Origin of the sequence: Streptomyces sp. NPDC005202, assembly GCF_040608235.1 — a bacterium.
In the GTDB taxonomy this organism is placed as follows: domain Bacteria; phylum Actinomycetota; class Actinomycetes; order Streptomycetales; family Streptomycetaceae; genus Streptomyces.
In genome coordinates this window covers 36,171-61,835 of sequence record NZ_JBEXHW010000008.1, presented here as the reverse complement: position 1 = coordinate 61,835, position 25,665 = coordinate 36,171, and the positions used below count along the sequence as shown (strand labels likewise).

Here is a 25,665-nt window from a genome sequence, read left to right as displayed (position 1 = left end):
GCGGCCCTTCCAGTGTGCCCCGCGCGCGACACCGCTCCGGACGCCTGCCCGTCAGGGTGCATCGCGCCAGTGCTCCGCGAGGTCGCCCCACAGGTACGCGCTGGTCTCCACGCCCTTGAGCAGGAGGCCGAGTTCGACCTTCTCGTTCGGGGCGTGCCAGCCGTCGGACGGGACGGAGATGCCCAGGAAGAGGACGGGGGCGCCGAGGACCTCCTGGAGGTCGGCGGCCGGCCCCGAGCCGCCCTCGCGGGTGAAGCGGACCGGTTTGTCGAAGGCGCGGCCCATCGCGCGGACCACGGACTGCAGGGCGGGGTGGTCCAGGGGCGTCAGGCACGGGCGCGTGGCCGAGCCGAACGTGATCTCGTGCCGGACGCCGGCGGGCACCTGCTCGGCAACCCAGGCGCGGACGGCCGTCTCGACGTGCTCGGGGTCCTGGCCGGCGACCAGGCGGAACGACAGCTTCACCATCGCCGTGGACGGGATGATGGTCTTGCTGCCGGGTCCCTGATAGCCGCCGCCGATGCCGTTGACCTCGACGGTGGGGCGGGCCCAGATGCGCTCCAGGGTGGAGTACCCGGCCTCGCCGTGAGTGGCGTACGACTTGGCGGTGCGCAGCCACCGCTGCTCGTCGAAGGGCAACTCGGCGAAGAGAGCGCGCTCGCGGTCGGTGAGCTCGACCGTGTTGTCGTAGAAGCCGGGAATCGCCACGCGCGCGTGCTCGTCGTGCAGGGCGGCGACGAGGCGGGCGGCGGCGGTCGCCGGGTTGGGCACGGCGCCGCCGAAGGAGCCGGAGTGGATGTCCTGGTCGGGGCCGAACAGCCGGATCTCGCACTCGGCGAGGCCGCGCATGCCGGTGCACACCGTGGGGGTGTCCTCGGACCACATGCCGGTGTCCGAGACGATCACCGCGTCGGCGGCGAGACGGTCCGCGTGCTGTTCGACGAGCGCCCGGAAGTGCGGGGAGCCGGACTCCTCCTCGCCCTCGATCAGCAGCTTCAGGTGCACGGCCGGGGCGGTGCGGCCGGTGGCGGCGAGGTGGGCGCGGACGCCGAGTGTGTGGAAGAACACCTGACCCTTGTCGTCGGCCGCCCCGCGCGCGTAGAGACGGCCGTCGCGGACCACGGGCTCGAAGGGCTCGCTGTCCCAGCCGTCCTCGCGGGTGGCGGGCTGCACGTCGTGGTGACCGTAGACGAGGACCGTGGGTGCCCCGAGGTCGTCGGAGGGCCACTCGGCGAAGACGGCCGGGGCGCCCGGTGTTTCCCAGACCTCTGCGGTCGGGAAGCCGGTCTCCTTGAGCTTGGCGGCGAGCCAGTCGGCGCTGCGCCGTACATCGGGCGCGTGGTCGGGCTGGGCCGACACGGAAGGGATGCGCAGCCACTCAACGAGGTCGTCGAGGAAGGCGGCGCGGTGCTGCTCGATGTACGTGCGGACGGCGCTGTCCGGGGTCTGGCTCATGGTCCCGAGCCTATCGGCCCGCGGTGACATCCTCTTCGGGCGGTTCGTCACACGACGGCTCCCCCAGCAGCAGGCGCTCCAGTGCGGCCCGTTCCGGAAGGTCGTCCGGCCGCACGACCTCGCCGCTGCGCACGTACAGGAAGGCGGCGGTGACGCGCTCCAGGGGCACGCCGTGCTGCTCGGCCCAGGCGAGCCGGTACACCGCGAGCTGGAGCGGGTCGGCGGTGGGGGTTCGCCCCGTCTTCCAGTCGACGATCTCGTACGTCGCCTCGTCGCCGTCGCCCTCCTTGTAGACGGCGTCGATGCGGCCCCGTACGACGCGGCCGGCGATCGCCAGCTGGAAGGGGGCCTCGACGCGGTGGGGCGTGCGGTGCGCGTACTCGGTGCGTTCGAAGGCCTTCTTGAGGGCCTCGAGGTCGCGTTCGTCGGCGATCTCCGCGTCGCTGCCGGGCAGTTCCTCCGGCTCCAGCATGGGAAGCGTCAGCTCTTCGAAGCGGGCCTCAACCCAGGCGTGGAAGCGGGTACCGCGGCGCGCGGCCGGTTGCGGGGGGCGCGGCATGGGGCGCGCGAGCTCCCGCGCGAACCCGTCCGGGTCGGCAGCCAGCCGCGACAGCTGCGTCGCGGTCAGCGTAGCCGGCAGGGGTACGTCCGTGACGCTCTGCCGGGCGCGCTGGAGCTCTCCTGCCAGCGCGTCGAGGTCGCGGTCCCAGGAGGCGACGATGCGGGCCTCCTCCGGGGTGAAGGGGACGGGGTCCGGCTCTGTGGGGTAGGGGCGTGCCGGCTGGGGCGCGGAGTGCTGTTCCGGTGCGGTCGCCTGGTGCGGGACCGTCGGGCGGTCGCTCGTCCACGCGTCCCAGTCGGCGCGGTCCTCGCCGACAGCGTCGCCCTCGAACGTGTCGTCCTCGAAGGGGCCGTCCGCGAAGGGGCCGTCCGCGAAGGGGTCGTCCTCGTCGTAGGGCGGTTCGTCGTCCTCGGGCGGCGGGGGCCAGTCCGGGTCGTCGTGGGTGTCCGGGTCGTGCGCGGCCGCGGGGTGGCCGTCCGTGTGGGCGGCGAGGTCCTCCAAGTGGGCGAGGACCGTCGCGGCGGCCGCGCGGCGGCGGGCCAGGGCGGCCTCGTCCAGGGGCAGGGGCCAGACCTGGTCGGCGGTGGCCCGGTGCAGGGCCGGGTTCTCCTCGCCCTCCTCGGGCTCGTCCGCCCATGCCTCGATCTCGCCGTACCCGGCGGCGCAGTGGTCGTACAGGGCCTGGAGGAAGGGGGACGGGCCGCGGGACTTCTTCTGGCTCGGGCCCCACCAGTGGCCGGAACCGAGGAGCAGGGAGCGGGGGCGGGTGAAGGTGACGTAGCCGAGGCGGAGTTCCTCGGTGTGCTGGTGCTCCTTCATGGCCTCGTGGAAGGCCTTCAGCCCGCGCGCGTCCCAGCTGTCGACGTCGGGCAGGGTGTCGGCGTCGCCGCGCAGCGCGTGCGGCAGCACCTTGCCCTGGCTGGTCCACTTCTCGCGGCCCTGGCTGCTGGGGAAGGTGCCGGTGACCAGGCCGGGGACGGCGACGACGTCCCACTCCAGGCCCTTGGACTTGTGGGCGGTGAGCACCTTGACGGTGTTCTCGCCGCCGGGCAGCGCGTTGTCGAGGCCCTTCTCGTACTGGGCGGCAGTGCGCAGGAAGCCGAGAAAGGCCAGCAGGGTCGCCTCGCTCTCGTTCGCGGCGAAGGAGGCGGCGATGTCCAGGAAGTTGGACAGGGTTTCGCGGCGGCGGGCGGCCAGGGCGTGCGGGGACGCCGACAGCTCCACCTCCAGGCCGGTGACGGCGAGGACACGGTGCAGGACGTCCATCAGCGGGTCCGACAGCGAGCGGCGCAGGTCGCGCAGTTCGGCGGCGAGCCGGGCGAACCGCACGCGCGCGTCCGGCGAGAACGGCAGCCCGTCGTCGTCCCCGTCGCCGTCCAGCGGCGTCTCCAGGAACGTGTCGAGGGCGTCGGCGAGTGAGATCACCTCGGCCGGGTCGACGCCCTCGACCGCCTCGGCGAGTCGGCGGTCCGGGTCGTCGTCGGCGTCCACGCGCGCGTGGGCGACGAGCAGCCGCGCCCGGCGTCCCAGGAGGGCGAGGTCGCGCGGGCCGATGCGCCAGCGGGGGCCCGTCAGCAGCCGTACCAGGGAGGCGTTGGCGCCGGGGTCCTGCAGGACCTCGCAGACGGCGACGAGGTCGGCGACCTCGGGCAGGTGCAGCAGCCCGGACAGGCCGACGACCTCGACCGGGATGTCGCGGGCGACGAGCGCTCCCTGGATCTCGGCGAAGTCGGTGGCCGTACGGCACAGGACGGCGATCTCTCCGGGCGCCTTCCCGGTCCGTACGAGGTGGGCGATGGAGTCGGCGAGCCACTCGATCTCCTCGGCGTGGGTGCGCAGCAGCGCGCAGCGCACCATGCCGTCGCGCTCGGCGCCGGGGGCCGGGCGGAGGGCTTCCACGCCCGCGTGCATCGCGCGCAGGGGCTCGGCCAGGCCGTTGGCGAGGTCGAGGAGGCGGCCGCCGCTGCGGCGGTTCTCGCTGAGCGCCTGGCGGGTGGCGGGGCGGCCGTCGACGTGCGCGAAGTGCTCGGGGAAGTCGTCGAGGTTGGCGACGGAGGCGCCGCGCCAGCCGTAGATCGCCTGGCAGGGGTCGCCGACGGCGGTCACCGGATGGCCCGTGCCGCCGCCGAACAGGCCTGCCAGCAGGATGCGCTGGGCGACGGACGTGTCCTGGTACTCGTCGAGCAGGACCACCCGGAACTCGTCGCGCAGGATGCGACCGACCTCGGGGAGCTGGGCGAGCTGCGCCGCGAGGGCGATCTGGTCGCCGAAGTCGAGCAGGTCCCGCTCCCGCTTGGCGGCCCGGTAGCGGAGCACCAGCTCGGCCAGTTCCCGGCGGGCGGCGGCCGTCTCGGGGACTTTGCGCAGGTCGGCGTTGGTGAGCTTGGCGTCCTGAAGGGTGCGCAGCAGCTCGGCGTCCCAGGCGCGCAGGTCCTCGGGACGTACGAGGTGTTCGGCGAGCTCGGCGTCGAGGGCGAGGAGGTCGCTGACCAGGTCCGGGAAGGAACGAGTCAGGGCCGGGTACGGGCCCGGGGCCTCGCGCAGCACGCGTGCGGCGAGCTGGTAGCGGGTGGCGTCGGCGAGCAGACGGGCGGTGGGTTCGAGCCCGATGCGCAGGCCGTGGTCGGTCAGGAGACGGCCGGCGAAGGCGTGGTAGGTGGAGATCACCGGCTCGCCCGGGGGGTTGTCCGGGTCGATGACGTCGGGGTCGGTGACGCCCGCCCTGACCAGCGCCTTGCGGACGCGCTCGGCGAGCTCGCCGGCCGCCTTGTTGGTGAAGGTCAGGCCGAGGACCTGCTCGGGGGCGACCTGTCCGGTGCCGACCAGCCACACCACGCGGGCCGCCATCACCGTCGTCTTGCCGGATCCGGCGCCGGCCACGATCACCTGCGGGGCGGGCGGCGCGGTGATGCAGGCCGTCTGCTCCGGGGTGAACGGGATTCCGAGGAGCTCCTTGAGCTGCTCGGGATCAGTGATACGGGCTGGCACGTCAGAGAGGCTAGCGACCAGCACTGACAACGGGTGCCCGACTGCCCTGGGGGGCAGCAGAAGCGCAGGTCAGCACGCGTGGTGCGGTCGATCACACAGCTCGCAGTCGGTCACTCGACCACGTGCCGGCCTTCCGGCCGCGCGCTGCAGGACGCCCGGAACGCGCAGTGCGCGCAGTGCTGCCCAGCCGTCGGCGTGAACCGCTCGTCGAGGACTTTTCCGGCGGCGGTCGCCAGCAGCTCGCCGACCCACTCCCCCTCCAGCGGCTCCTGGGTCTGCACCTTGGGCAGGCTGTCGCCGCCGTCCCGTTTCGCCGCGCCCTGGCGCAGCTGGACCAGTTCCGCGCCGCCCGGATCGGGGCGTATCCCGTCGAAGGCCTCGTCGACCGCGCCTTCGCGCACAGCGAGCTGGTAGACGGCGAGCTGCGGATGGCGGGCCACCTCGGCTGCGGTGGGTGCCTGCTTGCCGGTCTTGAAGTCGACGACGTAGGCGCGGCCCTCGCGGTCGGCCTCCACACGGTCCATGGAGCCGCGGATGCGTACCTGGTAGTCGCCCGCCCCGAGGGTCACGTCGAAGTCGTGCTCGCTGGCCACCGGGGTACGGCCGGTGCGCTCCAGGACGTGCCACTTCAGGAAGCGTTCGAGCGCCACGCGCGCGTTCTCCTTCTCCTGCGCCGACTTCCATGGCGCGTCGAAGGCGAGCGCGTTCCACACCGACTCCAGGCGCTCCATGAGAACCGCCAGGTCGGCGGGCGTGCGACCGGAGGCGACCTCGTCGGCCAGGACATGCACCACGTTGCCGAAGCCCTGCGCGGCGGTCGCGGGGGCGTCGGCCTTCACCTCGCGGCCGAGGAACCACTGCAGGGCGCAGGTGTTGGCGAGCTGGTCGAGGGCGCTTCCGGACAGCACGACGGGCTGGTCGCGGTCCCGCAGCGGCACCTTGCTCTCGGTCGGCTCGACCATGCCCCACCAGCGGTACGGGTGCGCCGAGGGCACCAGCGGACGGCCGTCCTCGTCGGCGAGCGCGGCGAGCCGGGCCAGTCGGCGGGCGGCGGCCTCCCGGAGGGTGTCGGACACGCGCGGGTCGACCGTCGTGGCCCGCAGCTCGGCGACCAGAGCGGCCACGGACAGGGGGCGGCGCGGGCGACCCGTGACCTCCCTGGGTTCCACGCCGAGCTCGGTGAGGAAGCGGGAGGGCTGGTCGCCGTCGTCCGCGGGGGCCTTCACGGCGGTCACGACGAGGCGTTCCCGCGCGCGCGTGGCGGCCACGTAGAACAGGCGGCGCTCCTCCGCCAGCAGCGCCCCGGGGGTGAGCGGCGCGGCGAGTCCGTCGCGCCCAATGCGGTCGGCCTCCAGCAGGGAGCCGCGCCGCCGCAGGTCCGGCCACAGCCCTTCCTGGACACCCGCGACGACCACCAGACGCCACTGAAGCCCCTTGGAGCGGTGCGCGGTCATCAGGCGCACGGCGTCGGGGCGTACGGCGCGCCGCGTGAGCGTGTCGGCGGCGATGTCCTCGGCCTCGATCTCCTCCAGGAAGTTCAGGGCGCCCCGGCCGCCGGTGCGCTCCTCCGCGCGGGCGGCGGTCGCGAACAGCGCGCACACGGCGTCCAGGTCCCGGTCCGCGTTCCGTCCGGCGGCACCTCCGCGCCGGGCGGCCCGCTCCAGGCGCGCGGGCCACGGCGTGCCCTCCCACAGGTCCCACAGCGCCTCCTCGGCCGTACCGCCGCCCGCCAGGCGCTCCCTGGCCTTCCTGAGCAGGGCGCCGAGACGCTGGGCGCCGCGCGCGTACGTCGGGTCGTGCACGGCCAGCCGCTCCGGCTCGGCCAGCGCCCGTGCGAGCAGCTCGTCCGAGGGCGGCGGCAGGGGGTTGCCCGCGGCCCGCTCCTCCTCGCGCAGCGCGCGGCCGAGGCGGCGCAGGTCGGCGGCGTCCATGCCGGCGAGGGGCGAGCCGAGGAGGGTGAGGGCGGTTTCGGTGTCGAGCCAGCAGGTGTCCGGTTCCGCCTCTTCGGAACGAGGCTCCTCTCCGGGGCGCTGCGCAGCTTCCGCCGTGGCAACCGCGCGCAGCGCCGTCAGCAGCGGCGCCACCGCCGGTTCGTGGCGCAGCGGTAGGTCGTCGCCATCGACGTCCAGGGGTACGCCTGCGGCCGTGAGGGCGCGGCGGACCGTCGGGATGGTGCGGGCGCCCGCGCGCACCAGGACGGCCATCTCGCTCCACGGGACGCCGTCCTCCAGGTGGGCCCGGCGCAGGATGTCGGCGATGTTGTCCAGCTCCGTGCCGGGCGTCGGGTACGTGTAGACCTCGACGCGGCCGCCGTCCCGTACCGGGGTCAGCTCCCGGTGGGCGCGCACCTTGTCGGCCGGGAGACGGGTCAGCGGCATGCGCTGCGCGAGCAGGCGGGTGGCGGCCAGCAGCGCGGCGCCGGAGCGGCGGGAGGTGCGCAGCACCTCCACCGGTGCGGGACGGCCGTCCGCGCGGGGGAACGCCTGCGGGAACTCCAGGATGCCGTTCACGTCCGCGCCCCGGAACGCGTAGATCGACTGGTCGGGGTCGCCGAAGGCGAGCAGGGTGCGGCCGCCGCCGGCCAGGGCCTGCAGCAGCCGTACCTGGGCCGGGTCCGTGTCCTGGTACTCGTCCACGTACACCGCGTCGTACTGCGCGGCGAGCCGCTCGGCGACCTCGGGGCGCCGGGCGAGGAGCACCGCGCGGTGGACGAGTTCCGCGTAGTCGAGCACGCCCTGCAGGTCGAGGACGTCGAGGTACTCGGCGAGGAAGGAGGCCGCGGCCTCCCAGTCGGGGCGGCCGATGCGGCGGGCGAAGGCCTCCAGGGCCTCGGGGCCCAGACCCAGTTCGCGGCTGCGGGCAAGGACCGCGCGGACCTCGTCGGCGAAGCCGCGGGTGGTCAGGCAGGCGCGCAGCTCGTCCGGCCAGCGCACGTGCGCGAGGCCGAGCCGTTCGAGGTCGACCTGGCCCGCGAGGAGCTCGCGGACGGTCACGTCCTGCTCGGGGCCGGACAGCAGCCGCAGCGGCTCGACGAACAGGTCGCTGTCCTGGTGGGCGCGGACCAGGGCGTAGCAGAACGAGTGGAAGGTGGTCGCCCGGGGCGCGCGGGCCGCCCCGGTGCGCAGCGCCATGCGGTCGCGCAGCTCGACGGCCGCCCTGCGGCTGAACGTCAGCACCAGGATGCGCTCGGGGTCGCCGCCGCGGGCGATCCGCGCGGCCACGGACTCGACGAGCGTGGTGCTCTTGCCGGTGCCCGGACCTGCGAGGACGAGCAGCGGACCGGCCTCGTGGTCAACCACGGCGCGCTGTGCGGCGTCCAGACGAGGGGGATCCGGTCGGGCCGGTGGGGTACGCACCAGTCGGTAAGCGCCACGGTTCCCCTGTCGCACCTGGGGGTGCGACGGGCGCCTGGTGGAGGAAGAGGAGCTCACGTGGTTCGCCGGTCCTGGTGGGTGTACTGGGGTCTGTCACTGCCGGCGCGAAGCGCCGTCGTCGAGGGGGCGGACCGCCGTGTGGGGAACGCGGTGGCCGCGGGATGAGGGGGACATGTGCAGCCGACGCTACGCCGACGGCCGGTGCGGAAGCAGGGCTTCCCCTTCTTCCCTCCCAGCGCTTTCGTCACGTGTGTCCCTCGACCCACAAACGTACGACATGCCGCCGACGTGCCCCGATTCCCCCGTACGGGCCACAGGCTCCCCCCGAGGCCGTCCAATGGCGGAAGCTGTCAGATGTGACGCTCCGCACGTTCGCCGCCGTCCCACCGGGCCCGCTTCATGTCGATGCGCGGCAGGTGGCCCTCGGCCGCCCTGCCCGCCTCCTTCAGGGGCGTGCCCTCCGTGCGGTACTGGGCGAGCGCGCGCAGTTCGTGGCCCGGGAGCAGGGCCCCGTCGGCGCGTACGACACGCCACCACGGGACGGCGCCGCCGTAGAGGGCCATGACGCGGCCGACCTGGCGCGGGCCTCCCTCCCCCAGCCATTCGGCGACGTCCCCGTACGTCATGACGCGCCCCGGCGGAATGAGTTCGGCGACCTCGAGGACGCGCTCGGCGTACTCGGGCAGCGCGTCCGGGAACTCCGGGCGAGCCTCGTCCGGAAGGCTCTCTTCGCTCATCCGCCCCATCCTGCCACCACCGACAGTGTGAGCGGCTGGCGACCGTGCGTGGCACTCGCCCCCGAGCGGTGCTTCGGGCAGACTGTGCGCCCCCGCATTTGCACCCTGATGCCCCGTGTGTCGGTGGGTATGCCACCATCGTGCGGGCGGTGACCGGTGATACGAGACCAAGAAGAGACCATGAAGCAGCAGGGTGTGCACCCCGACGACGCGGAGGGCACCTCTGGGGTCTCGTCGCGCCCGGGCACCGACGACGCGGACGGCACGAAGGCTGATGTCAGGTCCGACGACACAGGCGGCACCAAGGCCGACGTCAGGTCCGACGACACGGGTGGCACCAAGGCGGACAGGAAGCGCGCCGAGGACGCCGAGGTGACGCACATCGACGAGCTCGAGGGCGACGAACCGCTGCTCCCCGCGCGCGTGCACCGTCCCTCCGACCTGATGCGGCTGTTGGTGGGCGTGCTCGCCATCGTGGTGCTGCTGGCGGTCGCCGCGTTCGCCCATGGCACCACTTCGGGCCTCGAACAGGACATCAACAAGGGCACCGGGCAGGCGCCCGATCTGCTCATCAAGATCGCCGGGCTGGCGTCCAGCATCGCGATCCTGCTGGTGCCGGTCGCCTTCGCGATCGAGCGGCTGATCAAACGGGACGGGCTGCGGATCGCGGACGGCGTGCTCGCGGCGGTCCTCGCGCACGGGGTGACCCTGGCCACCGACCTCTGGGTGGCCAAGGCCGCCCCGCCCTCGATCCAGGCGGCGCTCACCCAGCCCTCGCCCGGTGACATCCACGCCCTGACCGACCCGGTGCACGGCTACCTCGCCCCGGTCATCGCGTACATGACGGCGGTCGGCATGTCCCGCAGACCGCGGTGGCGCGCGGTGCTGTGGATCGTGCTGCTGCTCGACGCCTTCTCGATGCTGGTCACCGGCTACACGACACCGTTCTCGATCATCCTGACGGTGCTGATCGGCTGGACCATCGCCTACGGCACGCTGTACGCGGTGGGCTCGCCGAACGTCCGTCCCACGGGACGGACGCTGATGGCGGGCCTGCGCACCGTCGGTTTCCACCCCGTGAGCGCGGCTCGCGAGGAGACGGCGGAGACGACGGACAACGGCGACCGCGCCCGACGCTACTTCGTCACGCTGGAGGACGGCCCGCCGCTGGACGTCACAGTCGTCGACCGCGAGCAGCAGGCGCAGGGCTTCTTCTACCGCGTGTGGCGCAATCTGACGCTGCGCGGCTTCGCCACCCGCAGCAGCCTGCAGTCGCTGCGCCAGGCCCTGGAGCAGGAGGCGCTGCTCGCCTACGCGGCCATCGCGGCCGGCGCCAACGCCCCCAAGCTGATCGCGACCTCCGAGCTCGGCCCCGACGCCGTGATGCTCGTCTACGAGCACACCGGCGGACGCACGCTCGACTCTCTGGCGGACGAAGAGATCACCGACGAGTTGCTGCGCAACACCTGGCACCAGGTGCAGGCGCTGCAGTCGCGGCGCATCGCACACCGCAGGCTCGCGGGTGACGCGATTCTGGTGGATCGTTCAGGCAGAGTGATCCTCACCGATCTGCGCGGCGGCGAGATCGCGGCCGGTGACCTGCTGCTGCGCATGGACATCGCCCAGCTGGTGACGACGCTCGGCCTCAGGGTGGGCGCCGAGCGCGCCGTGGCCAGCGCGGTCGGCGTCCTGGGTCCCGACGCGGTCGCCGACTGTCTTCCGATGCTGCAGCCCATCGCCCTGACGCGCGCCACGCGCGCGACCTTGCGGAGGCTGGCCCGGGAGCGGGCGCAGCGGGAGCGCGAGGCGGTCCTGGAGGCGTCCCGGCAGGCCAAGCAGGCCCGCCTGGAGGCGGCCGGCGGGGATGCCGGGCCCGCCGTACTCGAAAAGCCCGACAAGAAGGCCGTGCGCGCGGAGGCGCGGGCGGAGAAGCGGGCCATCGACGAGGCCTTGGAGGAGGCCCGTGAAGAGGATCTGCTCACGCAGATCCGCCACCAGGTGCTGCGGATCAGGCCGCAGGCGCCGGTCGAGCCGGCCCGGCTGGAGCGGGTGCGGCCGCGCACCCTGATCAGTTTCATCGCGGGCGCCATCGGCGCGTACTACCTGCTGACCCAGCTCACGCACATCGAGTTCGGCACGCTCTTCGCCAACGCCCAGTGGGGCTGGGTCGTGGCTGCGGTGCTGTTGTCGGCGCTCAGCTACGTCGCGGCGGCGATGGCACTGCTGGGCTTCGTGCCGGAGCGGGTGCCGTTCCTGCGGACCGTGGCGGCGCAGGTCGCCGGGTCGTTCGTGAAGATCGTGGCGCCCGCCGCGGTCGGCGGCGTGGCCCTCAACACGCGGTTCCTGCAGCGCGCGGGGGTGCGACCCGGGCTCGCGGTCGCGAGCGTCGGCGCATCGCAGCTGTTCGGGCTCGGCTGCCACATCCTGATGCTGCTGTCCTTCGGCTATCTGACCGGCACCGAGAAGACGCCGTCGCTGTCGCCGTCCCGCACGGTCATCGCGGGCCTGCTGACTGTCGCGGTGCTCCTGCTCGTGGTCACCTCGGTGCCGTTCCTGCGGAAGTTCGTCGTCACGCGCGTGCGGTCGCTCTTCGCGGGGGTGGTGCCGCGCATGCTCGACGTGCTGCAGCGACCGCAGAAGCTCGTCACCGGCATCGGCGGCATGCTGCTGCTGACCGCCTGCTTCGTGATGTGCCTGGACGCGTCGATCCGGGCGTTCGGCGACGACTCGACCTCTCTCAGCATCGCCAGCGTCGCCGTCGTCTTCCTCGCCGGCAACGCACTCGGTTCCGCCGCCCCGACCCCGGGCGGTGTGGGCGCGGTCGAGGCGACCCTCACGGTCGGTCTGATCGCCGTAGGCCTCCCCAAGGAGGTGGCCGCGCCCGCGGTGCTGATGTTCCGGCTGCTGACGCTGTGGCTGCCGGTGCTGCCGGGCTGGCTGGCCTTCAACCACCTGACACGGAAGGGCTCCCTGTAGGGCGCGGACCGCGGCGTACCTCGGACGGCCCGCGTCCCGCGCGGGTGGCCGCCGGCAGCGCAAGGATGGAGGTATGCCGAAGCCGCGCGGGCTGCGCGCCGCCGCCCTGACCGCAACCGCCGTCCTGTTGTCCTCCCTGCTGGCGGGCTGCAGCGGCGGCTCCAAAAACGAGGATCGCACGGCCCAGAAGCTGGACTGGACGGACTGCCCGGCCCCGTCCGAGGCGGAGGGTGACGGTGCCGCCCCGTCACCGCTGCCCAACGGCGACAGGTGGCAGTGCGCCACCCTGAAGGCTCCCCTGGACTGGAGCAACCCCAAGGGCGACACGATCGGCATCGCGCTGATCCGGGCGAAGGCGACCGAGCCCGACAAGCGCATCGGCTCGCTGATCTTCAACTTCGGCGGCCCGGGCGGCTCGGGCGTCATCACGCTGCCCGCGTTCGGCCAGGACTACGCCGCACTGCGCACGCGGTACGACCTGGTGAGCTTCGACCCGCGCGGGGTCGGCCGCAGCGCGGCCGTCACGTGCGAGAGCGACGCCCAGCTCGACCAGTACTTCCAGCAGGACGCGACGCCCGACGACACCGCCGAGCGCACCACGTTCCTGAACAACACCAAGCAGTTCAACGCGGCCTGCGAGAAGCACTCCAAATCGATCCTGCCGCACGTGCGCACCACCGACGCGGCCCGCGACATGGACCTGATGCGCCAGGTCCTCGGCGACGCGAAGATGCACTACTTCGGCATCTCCTACGGCACCGAACTCGGCGGCGTCTACGCCCACTTGTTCCCGAAGCACGTGGGCCGTGCCGTCCTCGACGGGGTCGTCGACCCCACGCAGAACCCCGAGCAGGTCTCGCTCGGCCAGGCCAAGGGCTTCCAGCTCGCGCTCGACAACTTCGCGCAGGACTGCACCTCGAAGACCACCGAGTGCCCGATCGGCTCCGACGCGCAGGACGTCGAGAACCGCATCGCCAAGCTGCTGAAGGATCTCGACAGCAAGCCGATCCCGGGCGTCTTCCCGCGCCAGCTGACCCAGACCGCCGCGACCAACGGCATCGCACAGGCCCTGTACTCCAAGGACTTCTGGGAGTACCTCACCGAGGGTCTGGAGCAGGCCTACGACGGTGACGGCAAGATCCTCCTGCTGCTGTCCGACTCGATGAACGGCCGCAACGACAACGGCGAGTACAGCAACATGGCCGCGGCGAACGTCGCCATCAACTGCTCCGACGAGAAGTCGCGGTACACCCCGGACTACGTGCAGCGGAAGCTGCCCGAGTTCCGGGCCGCCTCCCCGCTGTTCGGGGACTTCCTGGCCTGGGGCATGCTCAACTGCACCGACTGGGCCGTGCCCGGTGCGGCCGACCATCCCGACGTGAGCGCGCCCGGATCGGCGCCGATCCTCGTCGTCGGCAACACCGGCGACCCGGCGACGCCGTACGCGGGCGCGAAGAGGATGGTGGACGCGCTGGGCAAGGGCGTCGGCATCGAGCTGACGTACAAGGGGCAGGGGCACGGAGCCTACGACAGCAAGGACAAGTGCGTGCAGGCCGCGGTGAACAGCTATCTGCTCGACGGAAAGGTGCCGGCGGCCGGGGCGGTCTGCTCCTAAGCCGCCTGGAACCACAGCAAAAGTGCAGGTCAGACGGTTATCCACAGGCTGCCGCGGGCTCGACTCGATCCGCTTACTATGGCCTGACTGCTCCCCGCGACCGAGATGCGGAGAGCTCGTGAGGGGGGTGCACATGTCGCGTTGCGTACGGTGGACGGCCGCGGTCGCCGCCGCGGTACTGCTGGCCGGGTGCAGCAGCGGATCGTCCGGCTCGGGCGGGGACGAAGGGAAGGGCCGGTCCGATCGGTCCGATCCGGCGTCCACGTCGCCGACCGCCGCGCCGCCGTCGGGCCTGCCCTCCTCGCTCACCTCGCAGCGGCTCGACTGGGCCCGCTGCAAGGCCACCTCGAACTCCCCCGCGCCGGGCGGCGACTGGCAGTGCGCGACGCTCAAGGTGCCGCTGGACTGGTCCAGGCCGGGCGGGCAGACGATCGGCCTCGCCCTCATCCGCGCCAAGGCCACCGGCGGCCACCGCATCGGCTCGCTGCTGTTCAACTTCGGCGGTCCCGGCGGCTCCGGCGTGGCCGCGATGCCGTCGTACTCGTCCACGGTCAGCGCGCTGAGGGAGCGGTACGACCTGGTGAGCTGGGACCCGCGCGGGGTCGGCGCCAGCGAGGGCGTCCGCTGCCGCAGCGACCGGCAGATCCAGGCCGCCGAGACCATCGACGCGACGCCGGACACACCGGCCGAGGAGCAGGCGTACTTCCAGGACGCCGCCGACTTCGGCAAGGGCTGCCAGAAGACCGCGGGGAAGCTGTTGGCGCACGTCTCGACGACCGACACGGCCCGCGACATGGACCTGATCCGGCAGGTCCTCGGCGACGCGAAGATGCACTACTTCGGCATCTCCTACGGCACCGAACTCGGCGGCGTCTACGCCCACTTGTTCCCGAAGCACGTGGGGCCGCTGGTCCTCGACGCGGTCGTCGACCCGACCGCCGACTCGGTGGGTCACGCACTGAACCAGACGAAGGGCTTCCAGCGGGCGCTGGACGACTACCTGAAGTCCACCGGGCAGGACCCGAAGCGAGGTTCGCAGAAGATCGCGGATCTGCTGAAGCGGATGGACGCCAAGCCGCTGCCGACCTCGTCCGGTCGGAAGCTGACGCAGACGCTGGCGGTCACCGGTATCGTGCTGCCGCTGTACAGCAAGGACAGCTGGCCGACGCTGACCAGCGCCCTGACCGCGGCGGAACAAGGGGACGGCTCCAAGCTGCTGTCGCTCGCCGACGCCTACAACGCGCGTGACACGTCGGGGCACTACGGCACGACGACCCAAGCCCAACGGGTCATATCATGCTTGGACGACAAGCAGCGGCCGACGCCCGCGCAGACGAAGAAGCTGCTGGCAGAGTTCGAGAAGGTTTCGCCCGTGTTCGGCGACTTCATGGGCTGGGACACGGCCGGCTGGTGCCACGACTGGCCGGTGGCCGGGCAGTACGACACCCCGGAGGTCAGTGCGTCCGGTGCGGCGCCGATCCTGGTGGTCGGCAACACCGGGGATCCGGCGACGCCGTACGAGGGCGCCCGGAAGATGGTGGACGAGCTCGGCAAGGGCGTTGGCGTGGAGCTCACCTGGAAGGGCGAGGGCCACGGGGCGTACGGCAGTGGGAGCGACTGCGTGGACTCCACGGTGAACGCCTACCTGCTGAAGGGGACGGTGCCGAAGGACGGCAAGGTCTGCTCATGACGACGGCGGGGGCTTCGGGCACCCGTGGTGCGCGAAGCCCCCGCCGTCGGACAGGCAGGGCGAGCCGTGGCTCAGTAGACCGGCTTGTGCGGCTCGATCTGGTTGACCCAGCCGATCACGCCGCCACCGACGTGCACGGCGTCCGCGAAGCCCGCGGACTTCAGCACGGCGAGGACTTCCGCACTGCGGACACCCGTCTTGCAGTGCAGGACGATCTTCCTGTCCTGCGGGAGGGTCTCCAGGGCGGTGCCCATGAGGAACTCGTTCTTCGGGATCAGCCTGGCGCCCGGGATGGAGACGATCTCGTACTCGTTCGGCTCACGGACGTCGATGATCTCGATGTTCTCGCCGTCGTCGATCCACTCCTTGAGCTGCTTGGGAGTGATCGTGGAGTCGGCGGCCGCCGCCTGGGCCTCCTCGGAGACGACGCCGCAGAAGGCCTCGTAGTCGATGAGCTCGGTGACGGTCGGGTTCTCGCCGCAGACCGCGCAGTTGGGGTCCTTGCGGACCTTGACCTGGCGGTACTGCATCTCCAGGGCGTCGTAGATCATCAGGCGGCCGACCAGCGGCTCACCGGTGCCGGTAAGGACCTTGATCGCCTCGGTGACCTGGATGGAGCCGATGGACGCGCACAGCACGCCCAGGACGCCGCCCTCGGCGCAGGAGGGGACCATGCCTGGGGGCGGGGGCTCCGGGTAGAGGCAGCGGTAGCAGGGGCCGTGCTCGGACCAGAAGACGGAGGCCTGGCCGTCGAAGCGGTAGATCGAGCCCCACACGTAGGGCTTGTTCAGCAGCACGCACGCGTCGTTGACCAGATAGCGGGTCGCGAAGTTGTCCGTGCCGTCGACGATCAGGTCGTACTGGCTGAAGATGTCCATCACGTTGTCGGCCTCGAGCCGCTCCTCGTGAAGGATCACGTTCACGTACGGGTTGATGCCCTTGACCGTGTCGCGCGCGGACTCCGCCTTGGAGCGGCCGATGTCGGACTGGCTGTGGATGATCTGGCGCTGCAGGTTCGACTCGTCGACCTCGTCGAATTCCACGATGCCGAGCGTTCCCACGCCCGCCGCGGCCAGGTACATCAGTGCCGGCGAGCCGAGGCCGCCGGCGCCCACACACAGCACCTTGGCGTTCTTCAGCCGCTTCTGCCCGTCCATCCCGACATCGGGGATGATCAGGTGGCGGGAGTACCTGCGGACCTCGTCTACGGTGAGCTCGGGGGCCGGCTCGACCAGGGGTGGCAGCGACACGGGGACTCCGTTGGTCGGTCAATCACTACAGTTGTTCTCCTCGTAACACTGCCACGGCCTTCTTCATTCCGAGACACCCGTTCCGACAAGCGAGACGATTTCGTCCCAGTAGCCGGGCATGGTCTCCCAGGGGTCGGCGCGGCCGCCCCGGTCCGTCCGGTCGGTGAACCAGATCGTCGCCGCGCCCTGCCAGCGGGCGATGCGCAGCGCCTGGTCGAGGTGGCCGCGCGGGACGCCGTGCACGAAGTGGCAGAAGCGCTCGGGCGGGTAGTCGGCGGTCCACTCGGCGGCCTGCGACCAGCGGTAGCCGCTCCACGGGCCGGAGAAGGTCACCAGCTGGTCGGCGTTCTCGGCGTACCCGGGGTGGGGGTGGGTGCCGTGGCCCAGGACGATGTGGGCGTCGTCACGCAGCGCGCGGAGCGCGGTGACCGTGCGACGGGTCTCGGGCAGAGCGGTGCGGTCGGTCGGGCAGCGGTCCAGGAGGAAGCCGTCGACCTGGTACCACTCGAGATACCGGTGCGCGTCGGAGCTCAGCTCGGTGGAGGCCCGGGCGCCGTGCGCGGTGTCGAGGTGGCCGAGGACGCGGACGCCCCCGTTGCGCAGGCGCCCGGCCGCCTCCAGGCAGTGCGGGTCGGGGCGAGTGCCGGGGCCGTCGGCGACGTTGAGGACGACCCAGCGCAGGGGCGTGCCGGGGCGGGTGAGTTCGCCCCACTCGGCCGGGGCGAGAAGGGGGTGTGCGCAGCCGGGGACGCCGAAGCCGGTGCGGACGTCGGTGCTCGAGGTTCCCGCTGGGGGGCTGGTCAGATACGGCATGCCGCCTCCATCCAGATGTCGGCGAGGGACTCTTCGAGGTTGATCCGTGGCCTCCAGCCGAGCCGGTCGCGTGCCGTGCGCACGTCGGCCTGCTGCCAGCTGCCGCAGCCGTCGGGGTACGGGTATGCGACCGGGGCCGGGTGGTCGGAGTCGGTGCGGGGGTGCCCGATGGTGGCCCTGAGGTGGACGCCGGGCAGGCCGTCGAGTTCGTGGAGGCCGCCGCCGTATCCGGCCACGCGCGCGAGGATGGCGGCGGCGTCGCGCAGGCGGACGGCGCGGCCCGAGCCGATGTTGATCACGCCCTGCGCGGCCGACAGCGAGGCGGCGTGGACGGCGCGGGCCACGTCGCGGACGTCGACGAAGTCCCGCTGGGCGCCCAGGCCGCCGAGCTTGAGCTCGCCGTCACCGGACTGCATGGCGCGGCGCATGGCCTCGGCGAGGCGGCCGAGCGGGGAGCCGGCGGGGGTGCCGGGCCCGGCGGGCGAGAAGACGCGGAGCACGACGGCGTCGAGGCCGGAACTGAGGACCAGCTCGGTGGCGGCGAGTTTGCTGACGCCGTACGGGCCGCCGGGGCGGGGCACGGCGTCCTCGGCCGTGGAGGAGCCGGGCTGGCTCGAGCCGTACTCCGAGCTGCACCCGATCTGCACCAGGCGGGCGCCGCAGCCGCTGCGGCGCAGGGCCTCGCAGACAGTGGCGACGGCCACAGTGTTGTGGCGGGTGAGCTCGCGGGCGCCGCCCCGGGTGGCGCCGGCGCAGTTGATGACGACGCCGGGGTGGACGGCGTCGAGGAACCGGGTGAGTGCGCCGGGGCTGCCCGTCGCGAGGTCGAAGCGGACGTCGGCGTCGTCGCCGCGGCCGAGCGCGGTGAGCTGGACGGCCGGGTCGGCGAGCAGGCGGTCGGCGACGAAGCGGCCCAGGTATCCGTTGGCTCCGATCAGCAGGACTCTCATCGGACGGCTCCCGGGGTGTGCGCTCCGGTGGCTCCGGACGCTCCGGATGCTCCGGATCGGGAGGTGGTCATCTGGTTTTCTCCTTCAAGGGGGTGATGCGGTTGGCTCCGGCGGTGGGGCCGGGTGCCTGCGTGCGACAGGGGGCCGACTCTGCCTGCGGCTTCGGCCCGGTCCGGATGTGCGTCGCCCGTGGCGCGTTCCGGGTCGTGGTGCGGGCGGCCGCTGGTGGGCGGCGCCGGCCCTGTGCCCGTCACGGCTGCTCCTCCGCCTGCGCATGGGCCGAGGCCCGGGTCACGGTGCGGGTCGCGTGGATCAGGAGGGTCAGGGCCGCGGCTCCGCAGGCGAGGGTCGGGATGCTGCCCGGGCCCCAGGCGCCCACGAGGGTGTCGACCGGGGTGGCCAGGAAGCCGAAGCCCGGGAGGCGGGCGGTGAAGGTCGTGGCCAGGGCCGTTGCCTCGGCCAGGGCCGAGGCTGCGAGGGCGACGGGCGGGGCATGGGTGGAGCCGTGCATGGTGAGGAGGCGGGCGAGCATCAGCAGGGCGCCCAGGGTGAGGGCCTGGGCGTAGGCAGCGGGCTCGTGCAGGACCGTGCCGCACGCGGTGAGCAGGGCCGCCAGGGCGCACAGGAACAGGCCGAACGTGCCGAGCAGCAGCGGCCGTACGGAGTCGGCGAACTCCTCCAGGCCGCGGCTGGCCGTCAGTCTGCGCCGGGCGCGTACGGCGAAGAGGTGGACGATCCAGGCCGCCGGGGCGCAGGCGAGGGCGAGGGCCAGGACGGGTGCGGTGGCCAGGGGCCAGGGGCCGGCCGCGGTGCCGTCGGGCAGGCCGTCGGGGCCGCCGCCGACGGCTGCGCCGAGCAGGCCGTCGCCGAGGAGGGCGTAGGCGAGGAGCCAGCACGTCCATGCGCGGGTACCGGGGGCGTGCGCGCCGGTCGACCGGCGTCCCCGAAGGCTCAGCGGGCCTCGGCGGAGTACGGCGCGCACGCCCAGGGCGACCGCGAGGACGCCGCCCGCGGCCACCGCCAGGCGCGGTCGGCCGTGGGTGAGGCGCAGCCCGGTCACGGCCGCCGCGCACAGCGCGCCGGGCAGCAGGGCGAGCACGGCCCAGTCGGCGCCGGCCCGGGGCGTGGCGCCGGCCTCGGGGCGCGGGGGCGTCTCGCCGTCGCGGGGAACACGGGCGTACATCTCCTCGGCGAGGGAGAAGACGTCGCGGTGGCGCAAGCGCGCGGCGGTCCGGTTGGTGACTCCGTGCGCCTCCAGGCCCGCGGCGATCTCCAGGGGGTCGACCGCCCGTTCGCACAGCTCGCGGTGACGGTGCATCAACGACTTCACGGGGTCCGCGGCACCGCGCCGGGGGGTGGCAGGGCGCCGGCCGGTGGCAGGACGGCCTTCCTGTGTGCCTCGCATGTCCGTGGCCTGCGCACTGGCACCCGGTACACCCGTCTCCCCCGCGCGCCACTCCTCCGACCGCGCCTCCCCCGCGCGCCACTCCTCCGACCGCGCCTCCCCCGCGCGCCACTCCTCCGACCGCGCGTCCCACGCGCCGGGGCTGGTCGGGGTGCCGGGGTGGTCCCGTTCTCTGGGGCCGCTCATCGGGCGGCCTCCGTCGCGGTCATCGGGGCCGTGGACCGTGCCGGTGCGCCGGTCGCCCACCCGGGGCCGCCGCGGGCCACGACTCGGGCGCCGGGTACGGCCCAGCGGCCGGGTACGTGGGCCTCGGCCGGGGTGGCGAACGGGAGGGGTTCGCCGGTGTCGTCCAGGACGACGCGCCGGACCGGGCAGTGCGAGACGATCTCCAGGTAAATGCCGTGAAATGCCGTGATGTTCTGCTCGACGGTGAACAGTTCGAGCGCGCGGGCGCGGGCGGCGGCGCCCAGGCGTGCGCGGCGCTCGGGGTCGTGCAGCAGCGCCACGCACCCCTCGGCGAGCGCCCGCGGGTTGCGCGGAGGCACGACGAGGCCCGTGCCACCGATGACCTCCACGACCGCGCCGACGTCCGTCGAGACCGTGGCACGGCCGCAGAACATGGCCTCGACGAGGCCGATCGGAAAGCCCTCGACGACGCTCGACAGGACGATCACGGCGCCCGAGGCGTACGCCTCGGGGAGGGTGGGGACCTCCGGGTCGCCGATCTCCTCGAAGGACACCGGGTTGTCGCCGACGGCGTGCAGCCCCTCGGCCTCGTCGGGGAAGAGCTGGGCGGCCAGCGCCCTGCAGTGGCCCAGGTACGCCGCCCCGTCGGGGCCCGTCCCCGCGCCCACGATCCGCAGGCGCGCCGCCGGCTTTGACTTGCGGATCTCCGCGAAGGCGTGCAGCAGGGACACCAGGTCCTTGGCGGGCTCGACCCGGCCGACCCATACCAGCGTGTTCGGGTCGGCGGCCTCCGGCGACTCGCCGAGCTCGGCGAAGGGGGAGGCGTCCATGCCGGGGTGAACGGTGCGCAGCTTGGCGCGGTCGGCGCCGCAGCGCTCCTGCCAGCGGCGGGCGTGCGCGTTGCCATGGGTGACGACGGCGGCCCGCCGGTAGACCTCGGCGGCAAGCCTGCCGTGGAAGGCGGCGAGCAGGGCGCGTACGGCCGGTGCGGTCCCGTCGGCGCCGGAGGCCAGGTAGTGGGAGCGCAGTTGCACGCCGTACTCGGTGACCAGCAGGGGGACGCCGGAGAAGTGGCGGGCGAGGAGTCCGGGCAGGGCCGCCGTGCCGCCGGCCGCCGCGTGGCAGACGTCGGCCGCACCCAGGCCGCCGTCGTCGTACCAGTCGAGCGAGAGGGGGCGTAGGGCACGTTCCAGATGCGCGGCGACGGCGAGCAGATCGGGTACCCGCGCCTCGCGCGCGGAGCGCAGGGCGCCGGGCGCACGACAGGCACGTTCCAGCGCGCGGACGGCGGGTTCCGAGCGGAGCGCGTCCACCAGTCCGCCCGCGTCGCGGGCGAGCTCGGCGAGCCCGTACAGCGCACTGCCGAAACGGTCCGCCTCATCGTCCGAGCCGCCTCGGCCGACGGAATCACCAAGATCGACACTGCTTGCGGCGCACAGCACGGCCGCCAGTTCTCCGTAGCACTCGGCGAAGCGCCGGCGCGCCCGGCGCCCGTGCACCCACCCGTCGCCCGCCACCACCCTTCCGACGAGGCCCCTCGGGCCGCCCCTCCAGATGTCGTCCTCGGCGGCCCACAGGGGCGCGGTGCGGACCCGGCCGACCTGCGGCGGCAGTTGGACCCAGCCCTCGTCCTCCTGCTGCCGGCTGCGGCTGAGAGCGTAGATGTCGAACTCGTGCTGCCCGAGCCCGCACACGAGCCGGTCGCACCAGTGTCTGGCGTCACCGCTCACATACGGATAGCCACCCTCCGTCACCAGTCCGATGCGCACGAGTACACCCCCGATCTCCCGTATGGGGAGCCGCCGTCGCACCGGCGGCTCGCAGCGGGACGACGGTATGCGGACATGACGGTGGCGCGACGGACGGTTGTCCATCGCGCCACCAAAAGGGGTGAACGGTCGTAACTTTCCCTGGCGGATCGCGTTCCGTCGCGCTAGGAGATCATTCGGACACGCAACGTCACGCCACGGCCAACTGCCGCCGCGCGGCGCGCCGCTGGGCCGCGACCTCGGGATCGAGAGCCGGCACGGCGGCCAGGAGCTGCTGGGTGTAGGGGTCCCGCGGCGACTCGTACACCGCGTCGGCCGGGCCCTCCTCGACGATCCGGCCGCGGCGCATCACCGCAACCCGGTCGCTGACCTGGCGCACGACGGCGAGGTCGTGGGCGACGAAGACCAGCGCGAGCCCGAGTTCCCGCTGCAACTCACCGAGCAGGGCGATCACCTGGGCCTGCATGGTGACGTCGAGCGCGGAGACCGGCTCGTCGCAGACGATCACGCGCGGGTCGGCCGCGAGCGCCCGCGCGATGCCCACGCGCTGGCGCTGTCCGCCGCTGAACTCGTGCGGGTACCGGTCGTAGTGCGCCCTTTCGAGCCCCACACGCTCCAGCAGTTCCTTCACGCGCCCCCGAATGCGCTTCTCGTCCCGCTCCCCGCGCGCCCGCAGCGGATCGGCGATGGACTCGCCCACGCTGCGGCGGGGGTTGAGGGAGGAGACGGGGTCCTGGAAGACCATCTGCACGGCCGGGTTCACGCCGGTCCGGGCACGGCCCTCGAAACGGACCTCTCCGGCCGTCGGCTCCAGCAGCCCGACCAGCATCCGGCCCAGCGTCGTCTTGCCGCTGCCGCTCTCGCCCACAATCCCGAGGGTCTCGCCCCGGTGGATGGTCAGCGACACGTCGTCCACGGCCGCGAACGCCCGCCTGCCGCGCCCGAATTCACGCCGCAGCCCGGTCGCCTCCAGGACGACCTCCTCGGACCTCTCCGAAGCAGCACGCGCCACGTCCACGCGTGGGACCGCGCCGAGCAGTTCCCGGGTGTAGACCTCTGCGGGCGCCCCCAGAACGGCGGAGACCGGTCCGTGCTCGACCGCCCGCCCCTGCCGCATGACCAGCACCTCGTCGACGCTCTCGGCGGCGACGCCCACGTCGTGCGTGACGAGCAGCAGCCCCATGCCGGTCTCCTCGCGCAGGGTGTGCAGCAGGTCGAGAATCTGGGCCTGGACGGTCACGTCGAGCGCGGTGGTCGGCTCGTCGGCGATCAGCAGGTCCGGCTCGCACGCCAGCGCCATGGCGATCAGGGCGCGCTGGCGCATGCCGCCGCTGAACTCGTGCGGGCGCGAACGGGAGCGCCGTACCGCGTCCGGAATCCCGACCCTGTCCAGCACCTCGACGGCACGCGCGCGTGCCGCTCGCCGCGACGCGCGCGTGTGCACGCGGTGGACCTCGGCGATCTGGTCGCCGATCGCGTAGTACGGGTCGAGGGACGACAGCGGGTCCTGGAAGACCATGGCGGCCCTTCCGCCGCGCAGCCGCCGCAGTTCCTCGTCGGACGCCTCCTGTACGTCGATGTCGGCCACGTGAACCGAGCCGCCCATCCGCGCTCCCGTCCCGCGGTGCAGCCCGAGCAGGGCGGAGGCGACCGTGGACTTGCCCGAGCCGGACTCGCCGACCAGACCCAGCGCGGCGCCCTTCGCCAGCCGGAAGGAGAGCCCGTCGACGGCGCGCAGGTCGCCGAACTCGACGCAGAGGCCCGTCACTTCGACGAGGCTCTCCGAAGAGACCTTCTCGAACTCGCTCATGTCAGCACCACCCGTCGGTCGGCCACCGCGTACAGCACGTCCGCGACGGCGTTGGCGACGACCACGAAGAAGCCGATGACCAGGACCATGCCGACGACCACCGGCAGGTCGACGACGTTGACCGCGTGGACCAGTTCCTGGCCGATGCCGGGCAGGCCGAAGAGGGCCTCGGTGAGAACCGCGCCTCCGACGGCCGAGCCGAAGTCGTTCGCGTTCAGGGCGATGACCGGCGCGAGCGCCCCGCGCAGCGCGTGCCGTCCGACGATCGACCGCTCCCCCACGCCGTACGCCCGGAAGGTCCGGATGTGGTCCTCTGCGAGCGTCTCCAGCATCGACGCCCGGGTCAGCCGGGCGAACGGCGCCGCCTCGATGAGGGCGAGCGAGAGCCACGGCAGCAGCAGGTTCCACGCCCACTGCTCCGGGTCGTCGGTGAACTTGACGTACTGCGGGAAGGGCAGCAGCTGCAGCTCGCCGCAGACGACGATCATCAGGATCAGGCCGATGACGAAGACGGGCGTAGCGGTGCCCGCGAGCGTGATGGCGGTCAGTGCCCGCTCGGTGCACCGGCCGCGCCGCCACGCCGAGAGCGCGCCCGTGCCGACGCCGAGGACGAGCCAGATCACCATCGCCCCGAACACCAGCGACAGGCTGACCGGCAGCTTGGCCAGGATGATGCCGGTGACCTGCTGATCGCTCTGGTACGACAGGCCGAGGCAGGGTGCCGAGCAGTGCTGCACCGACGTACCGGTCGAGTAGTCCTGGCCGACGAAGAGGCCTTCCAGGAAGTGCCCGTAGCGCACGTAGAGCGGGTCGTCGAGCTTCAGTTGCTGGGCGACCTGGTGCACCTGTTCCGGTGAGCAGCGCGGGCCGCAGGTGATCTGGGCGACGTTGCCGGGGGTGACGTAGAAGACGACGTAGATGATCAGCGAGATGGCGAACAGGGTGACCACGGTGCCGATCGCGCGGCGCAGGACGAAGCCGCCGAAGCCGCTCACGCGGTGCCCCCCTTCGTGGTGTCGGCCTTGGCCTTCGTGGCGTCGGCCCCGGCCTTCGTGGCGTCGGGCCCGGCCTTGGTGGCGCCCGCCCTGGCCTCCCGCTTGCGGCCCGTGCCGACGCGCAGGCGTGAGGCCGCGCGCGGGTCGAGGGCGGTGCGCACGCCGTCGCCCAGCACGGTCAGCGCGAGGACGGTCACGAACAGCGCGCCGGCGGGGAGCAGCAGGTACTGCGGGGCGGCCTGGTACCAGACGTCGGCGGAGGTGAGCATCTGTCCCCAGGACGGTGTCGGCGGCTTCACGCCGACACCGAGGAACGACAGGGCCGCCTCGACGGTGATGTTCTGCGGCACCAGCAGCGCGGCGTACGTGATGACCGGCGCGGCGAGGCCCGGCAGCAGCTCGCGGCGCGCGATCCGCCAGGTGCTCCAGCCGCTGAGGCGGGCGGCGGAGACGTAGTCGAGCTCCTTGAGGGTGAGTGTCTGCGCACGCACGATCTTGGCGATGGAGCCCCAGGCGACCAGGCCGATGACGAGTGCGACCAGCACCGGCCGCGGGAAGCTCGACGGCACGATCGCGAGCAGTGCCAGCGCCATGATCATCAGCGGCATCGCGACGATGATGTCGGAGGCTCGGCTCAACAATTGATCAACCCATCGGTTGCCGAGCGCCGCGGTGACACCGACCACGACACCGAGGAGGACCTGCACCACGGTCGCCGCGAGCGCGACGCCGAGGGAGACGCGGGCACCGTGGACGAGCCGCGCGAACAGGTCGCGCCCGGTCTGCGGCTCGACGCCGAGCCAGTGGTCGCCGCTGACGCCGCCGAACGACCCGATGGGCACACCTCCGCGCGCGGAGTCGATCAGCGACGGGTGGTACGTGGTCGGGTCCTGGCCCTCCAGAGCGGTGAGCAGCGGTGCGGCGAGGGCGACCAGGACGAGCAGCGCGACGACGACCGCCGCGACGAGGGCGGCGCGCTGCGCGCGCAGCCGCCGCCAGAACTGACGGGCCCCCGAGGCCGCCGGGACGGAGGGGTCCGTCCCGGCGGCCCGAGAGGCCAACAGGGCTTCACTCATGACAGCTTGACCGA

General features: G+C 72.9%; 15 protein-coding genes. 3 read left to right on the top strand and 12 right to left on the bottom strand.

Annotated features, from left to right (window positions below):
• Positions 1-51: 51 nt before the first annotated feature.
• From ABZV31_RS15200 to ABZV31_RS15185, 4 genes are all read right to left on the bottom strand, one after another.
• Positions 52-1,455 (bottom strand): dipeptidase, encoded by a 1,404-nt coding sequence (locus ABZV31_RS15200; protein ID WP_355893183.1) that lies wholly within the window; start codon positions 1,453-1,455, stop codon positions 52-54.
• A gap of 10 nt (positions 1,456-1,465) precedes the next feature.
• The gene (locus tag ABZV31_RS15195) at positions 1,466-5,005 is read right to left on the bottom strand and encodes an ATP-dependent DNA helicase (protein ID WP_355893181.1); all 3,540 of its coding nucleotides are present in this window, start codon (positions 5,003-5,005) and stop codon (positions 1,466-1,468) included.
• 110 nt (positions 5,006-5,115) lie between these two features.
• Positions 5,116-8,436, bottom strand: a complete 3,321-nt coding sequence (locus tag ABZV31_RS15190) for an ATP-dependent DNA helicase (protein ID WP_355893178.1) — start codon at positions 8,434-8,436, stop codon at positions 5,116-5,118.
• Positions 8,437-8,729: 293 nt separating this feature from the next.
• Positions 8,730-9,116 carry an MGMT family protein gene (locus tag ABZV31_RS15185; protein WP_355893176.1) on the bottom strand — a complete coding sequence of 129 codons (387 nt, stop codon included), beginning with the start codon at positions 9,114-9,116 and terminating at the stop codon, positions 8,730-8,732.
• A gap of 180 nt (positions 9,117-9,296) precedes the next feature.
• On the opposite strand from ABZV31_RS15185, the gene ABZV31_RS15180 reads away from it, so the two are divergent.
• From ABZV31_RS15180 to ABZV31_RS15170, 3 genes are all read left to right on the top strand, one after another.
• A complete protein-coding gene (locus tag ABZV31_RS15180; protein ID WP_355893173.1) occupies positions 9,297-12,092 on the top strand; it encodes a lysylphosphatidylglycerol synthase domain-containing protein in 2,796 nt (931 codons plus the stop codon).
• Between the two features lie 73 nt (positions 12,093-12,165).
• Positions 12,166-13,707, top strand: coding sequence for an alpha/beta hydrolase (locus ABZV31_RS15175; protein WP_355893171.1), 1,542 nt, complete (start codon positions 12,166-12,168; stop codon positions 13,705-13,707).
• 133 nt (positions 13,708-13,840) lie between these two features.
• Positions 13,841-15,397: an alpha/beta hydrolase gene (locus tag ABZV31_RS15170; RefSeq protein WP_355893168.1), complete on the top strand. Its 1,557-nt coding sequence runs from the start codon at positions 13,841-13,843 to the stop codon at positions 15,395-15,397.
• A gap of 71 nt (positions 15,398-15,468) precedes the next feature.
• On the opposite strand, the gene moeZ is transcribed toward ABZV31_RS15170, so the two are convergent.
• From moeZ to ABZV31_RS15130, 8 genes are all read right to left on the bottom strand, one after another.
• A complete protein-coding gene (gene moeZ, locus ABZV31_RS15165; protein WP_355893165.1) occupies positions 15,469-16,647 on the bottom strand; it encodes an adenylyltransferase/sulfurtransferase MoeZ in 1,179 nt (392 codons plus the stop codon).
• A 63-nt stretch (positions 16,648-16,710) separates the two neighbouring features.
• Entirely contained in the window at positions 16,711-17,460 is a 750-nt protein-coding gene (locus ABZV31_RS15160) for a spherulation-specific family 4 protein (protein ID WP_355893163.1), read from the bottom strand.
• Positions 17,448-18,410 (bottom strand): NAD-dependent epimerase/dehydratase family protein, encoded by a 963-nt coding sequence (locus tag ABZV31_RS15155; protein ID WP_355893160.1) that lies wholly within the window; start codon positions 18,408-18,410, stop codon positions 17,448-17,450. Before ABZV31_RS15155 ends, ABZV31_RS15160 begins: the two co-directional genes overlap by 13 nt.
• A gap of 250 nt (positions 18,411-18,660) precedes the next feature.
• Positions 18,661-20,001: a hypothetical protein gene (locus tag ABZV31_RS15150; RefSeq protein ID WP_355893157.1), complete on the bottom strand. Its 1,341-nt coding sequence runs from the start codon at positions 19,999-20,001 to the stop codon at positions 18,661-18,663.
• A complete protein-coding gene (locus tag ABZV31_RS15145; RefSeq protein ID WP_355893154.1) occupies positions 19,998-21,770 on the bottom strand; it encodes a DUF3492 domain-containing protein in 1,773 nt (590 codons plus the stop codon). Before ABZV31_RS15145 ends, ABZV31_RS15150 begins: the two co-directional genes overlap by 4 nt.
• A gap of 190 nt (positions 21,771-21,960) precedes the next feature.
• On the bottom strand, positions 21,961-23,580 hold the full coding sequence (locus tag ABZV31_RS15140) for an ABC transporter ATP-binding protein (protein WP_355893151.1): 1,620 nt from the start codon (positions 23,578-23,580) through the stop codon (positions 21,961-21,963).
• Entirely contained in the window at positions 23,577-24,575 is a 999-nt protein-coding gene (locus ABZV31_RS15135; RefSeq protein WP_355893148.1) for an ABC transporter permease, read from the bottom strand. Before ABZV31_RS15135 ends, ABZV31_RS15140 begins: the two co-directional genes overlap by 4 nt.
• Positions 24,572-25,651 (bottom strand): ABC transporter permease, encoded by a 1,080-nt coding sequence (locus ABZV31_RS15130; RefSeq protein ID WP_355893145.1) that lies wholly within the window; start codon positions 25,649-25,651, stop codon positions 24,572-24,574. The genes ABZV31_RS15135 and ABZV31_RS15130 overlap by 4 nt, the downstream gene beginning before the upstream one ends.
• Between the last annotated feature and the right edge of the window lie 14 nt (positions 25,652-25,665).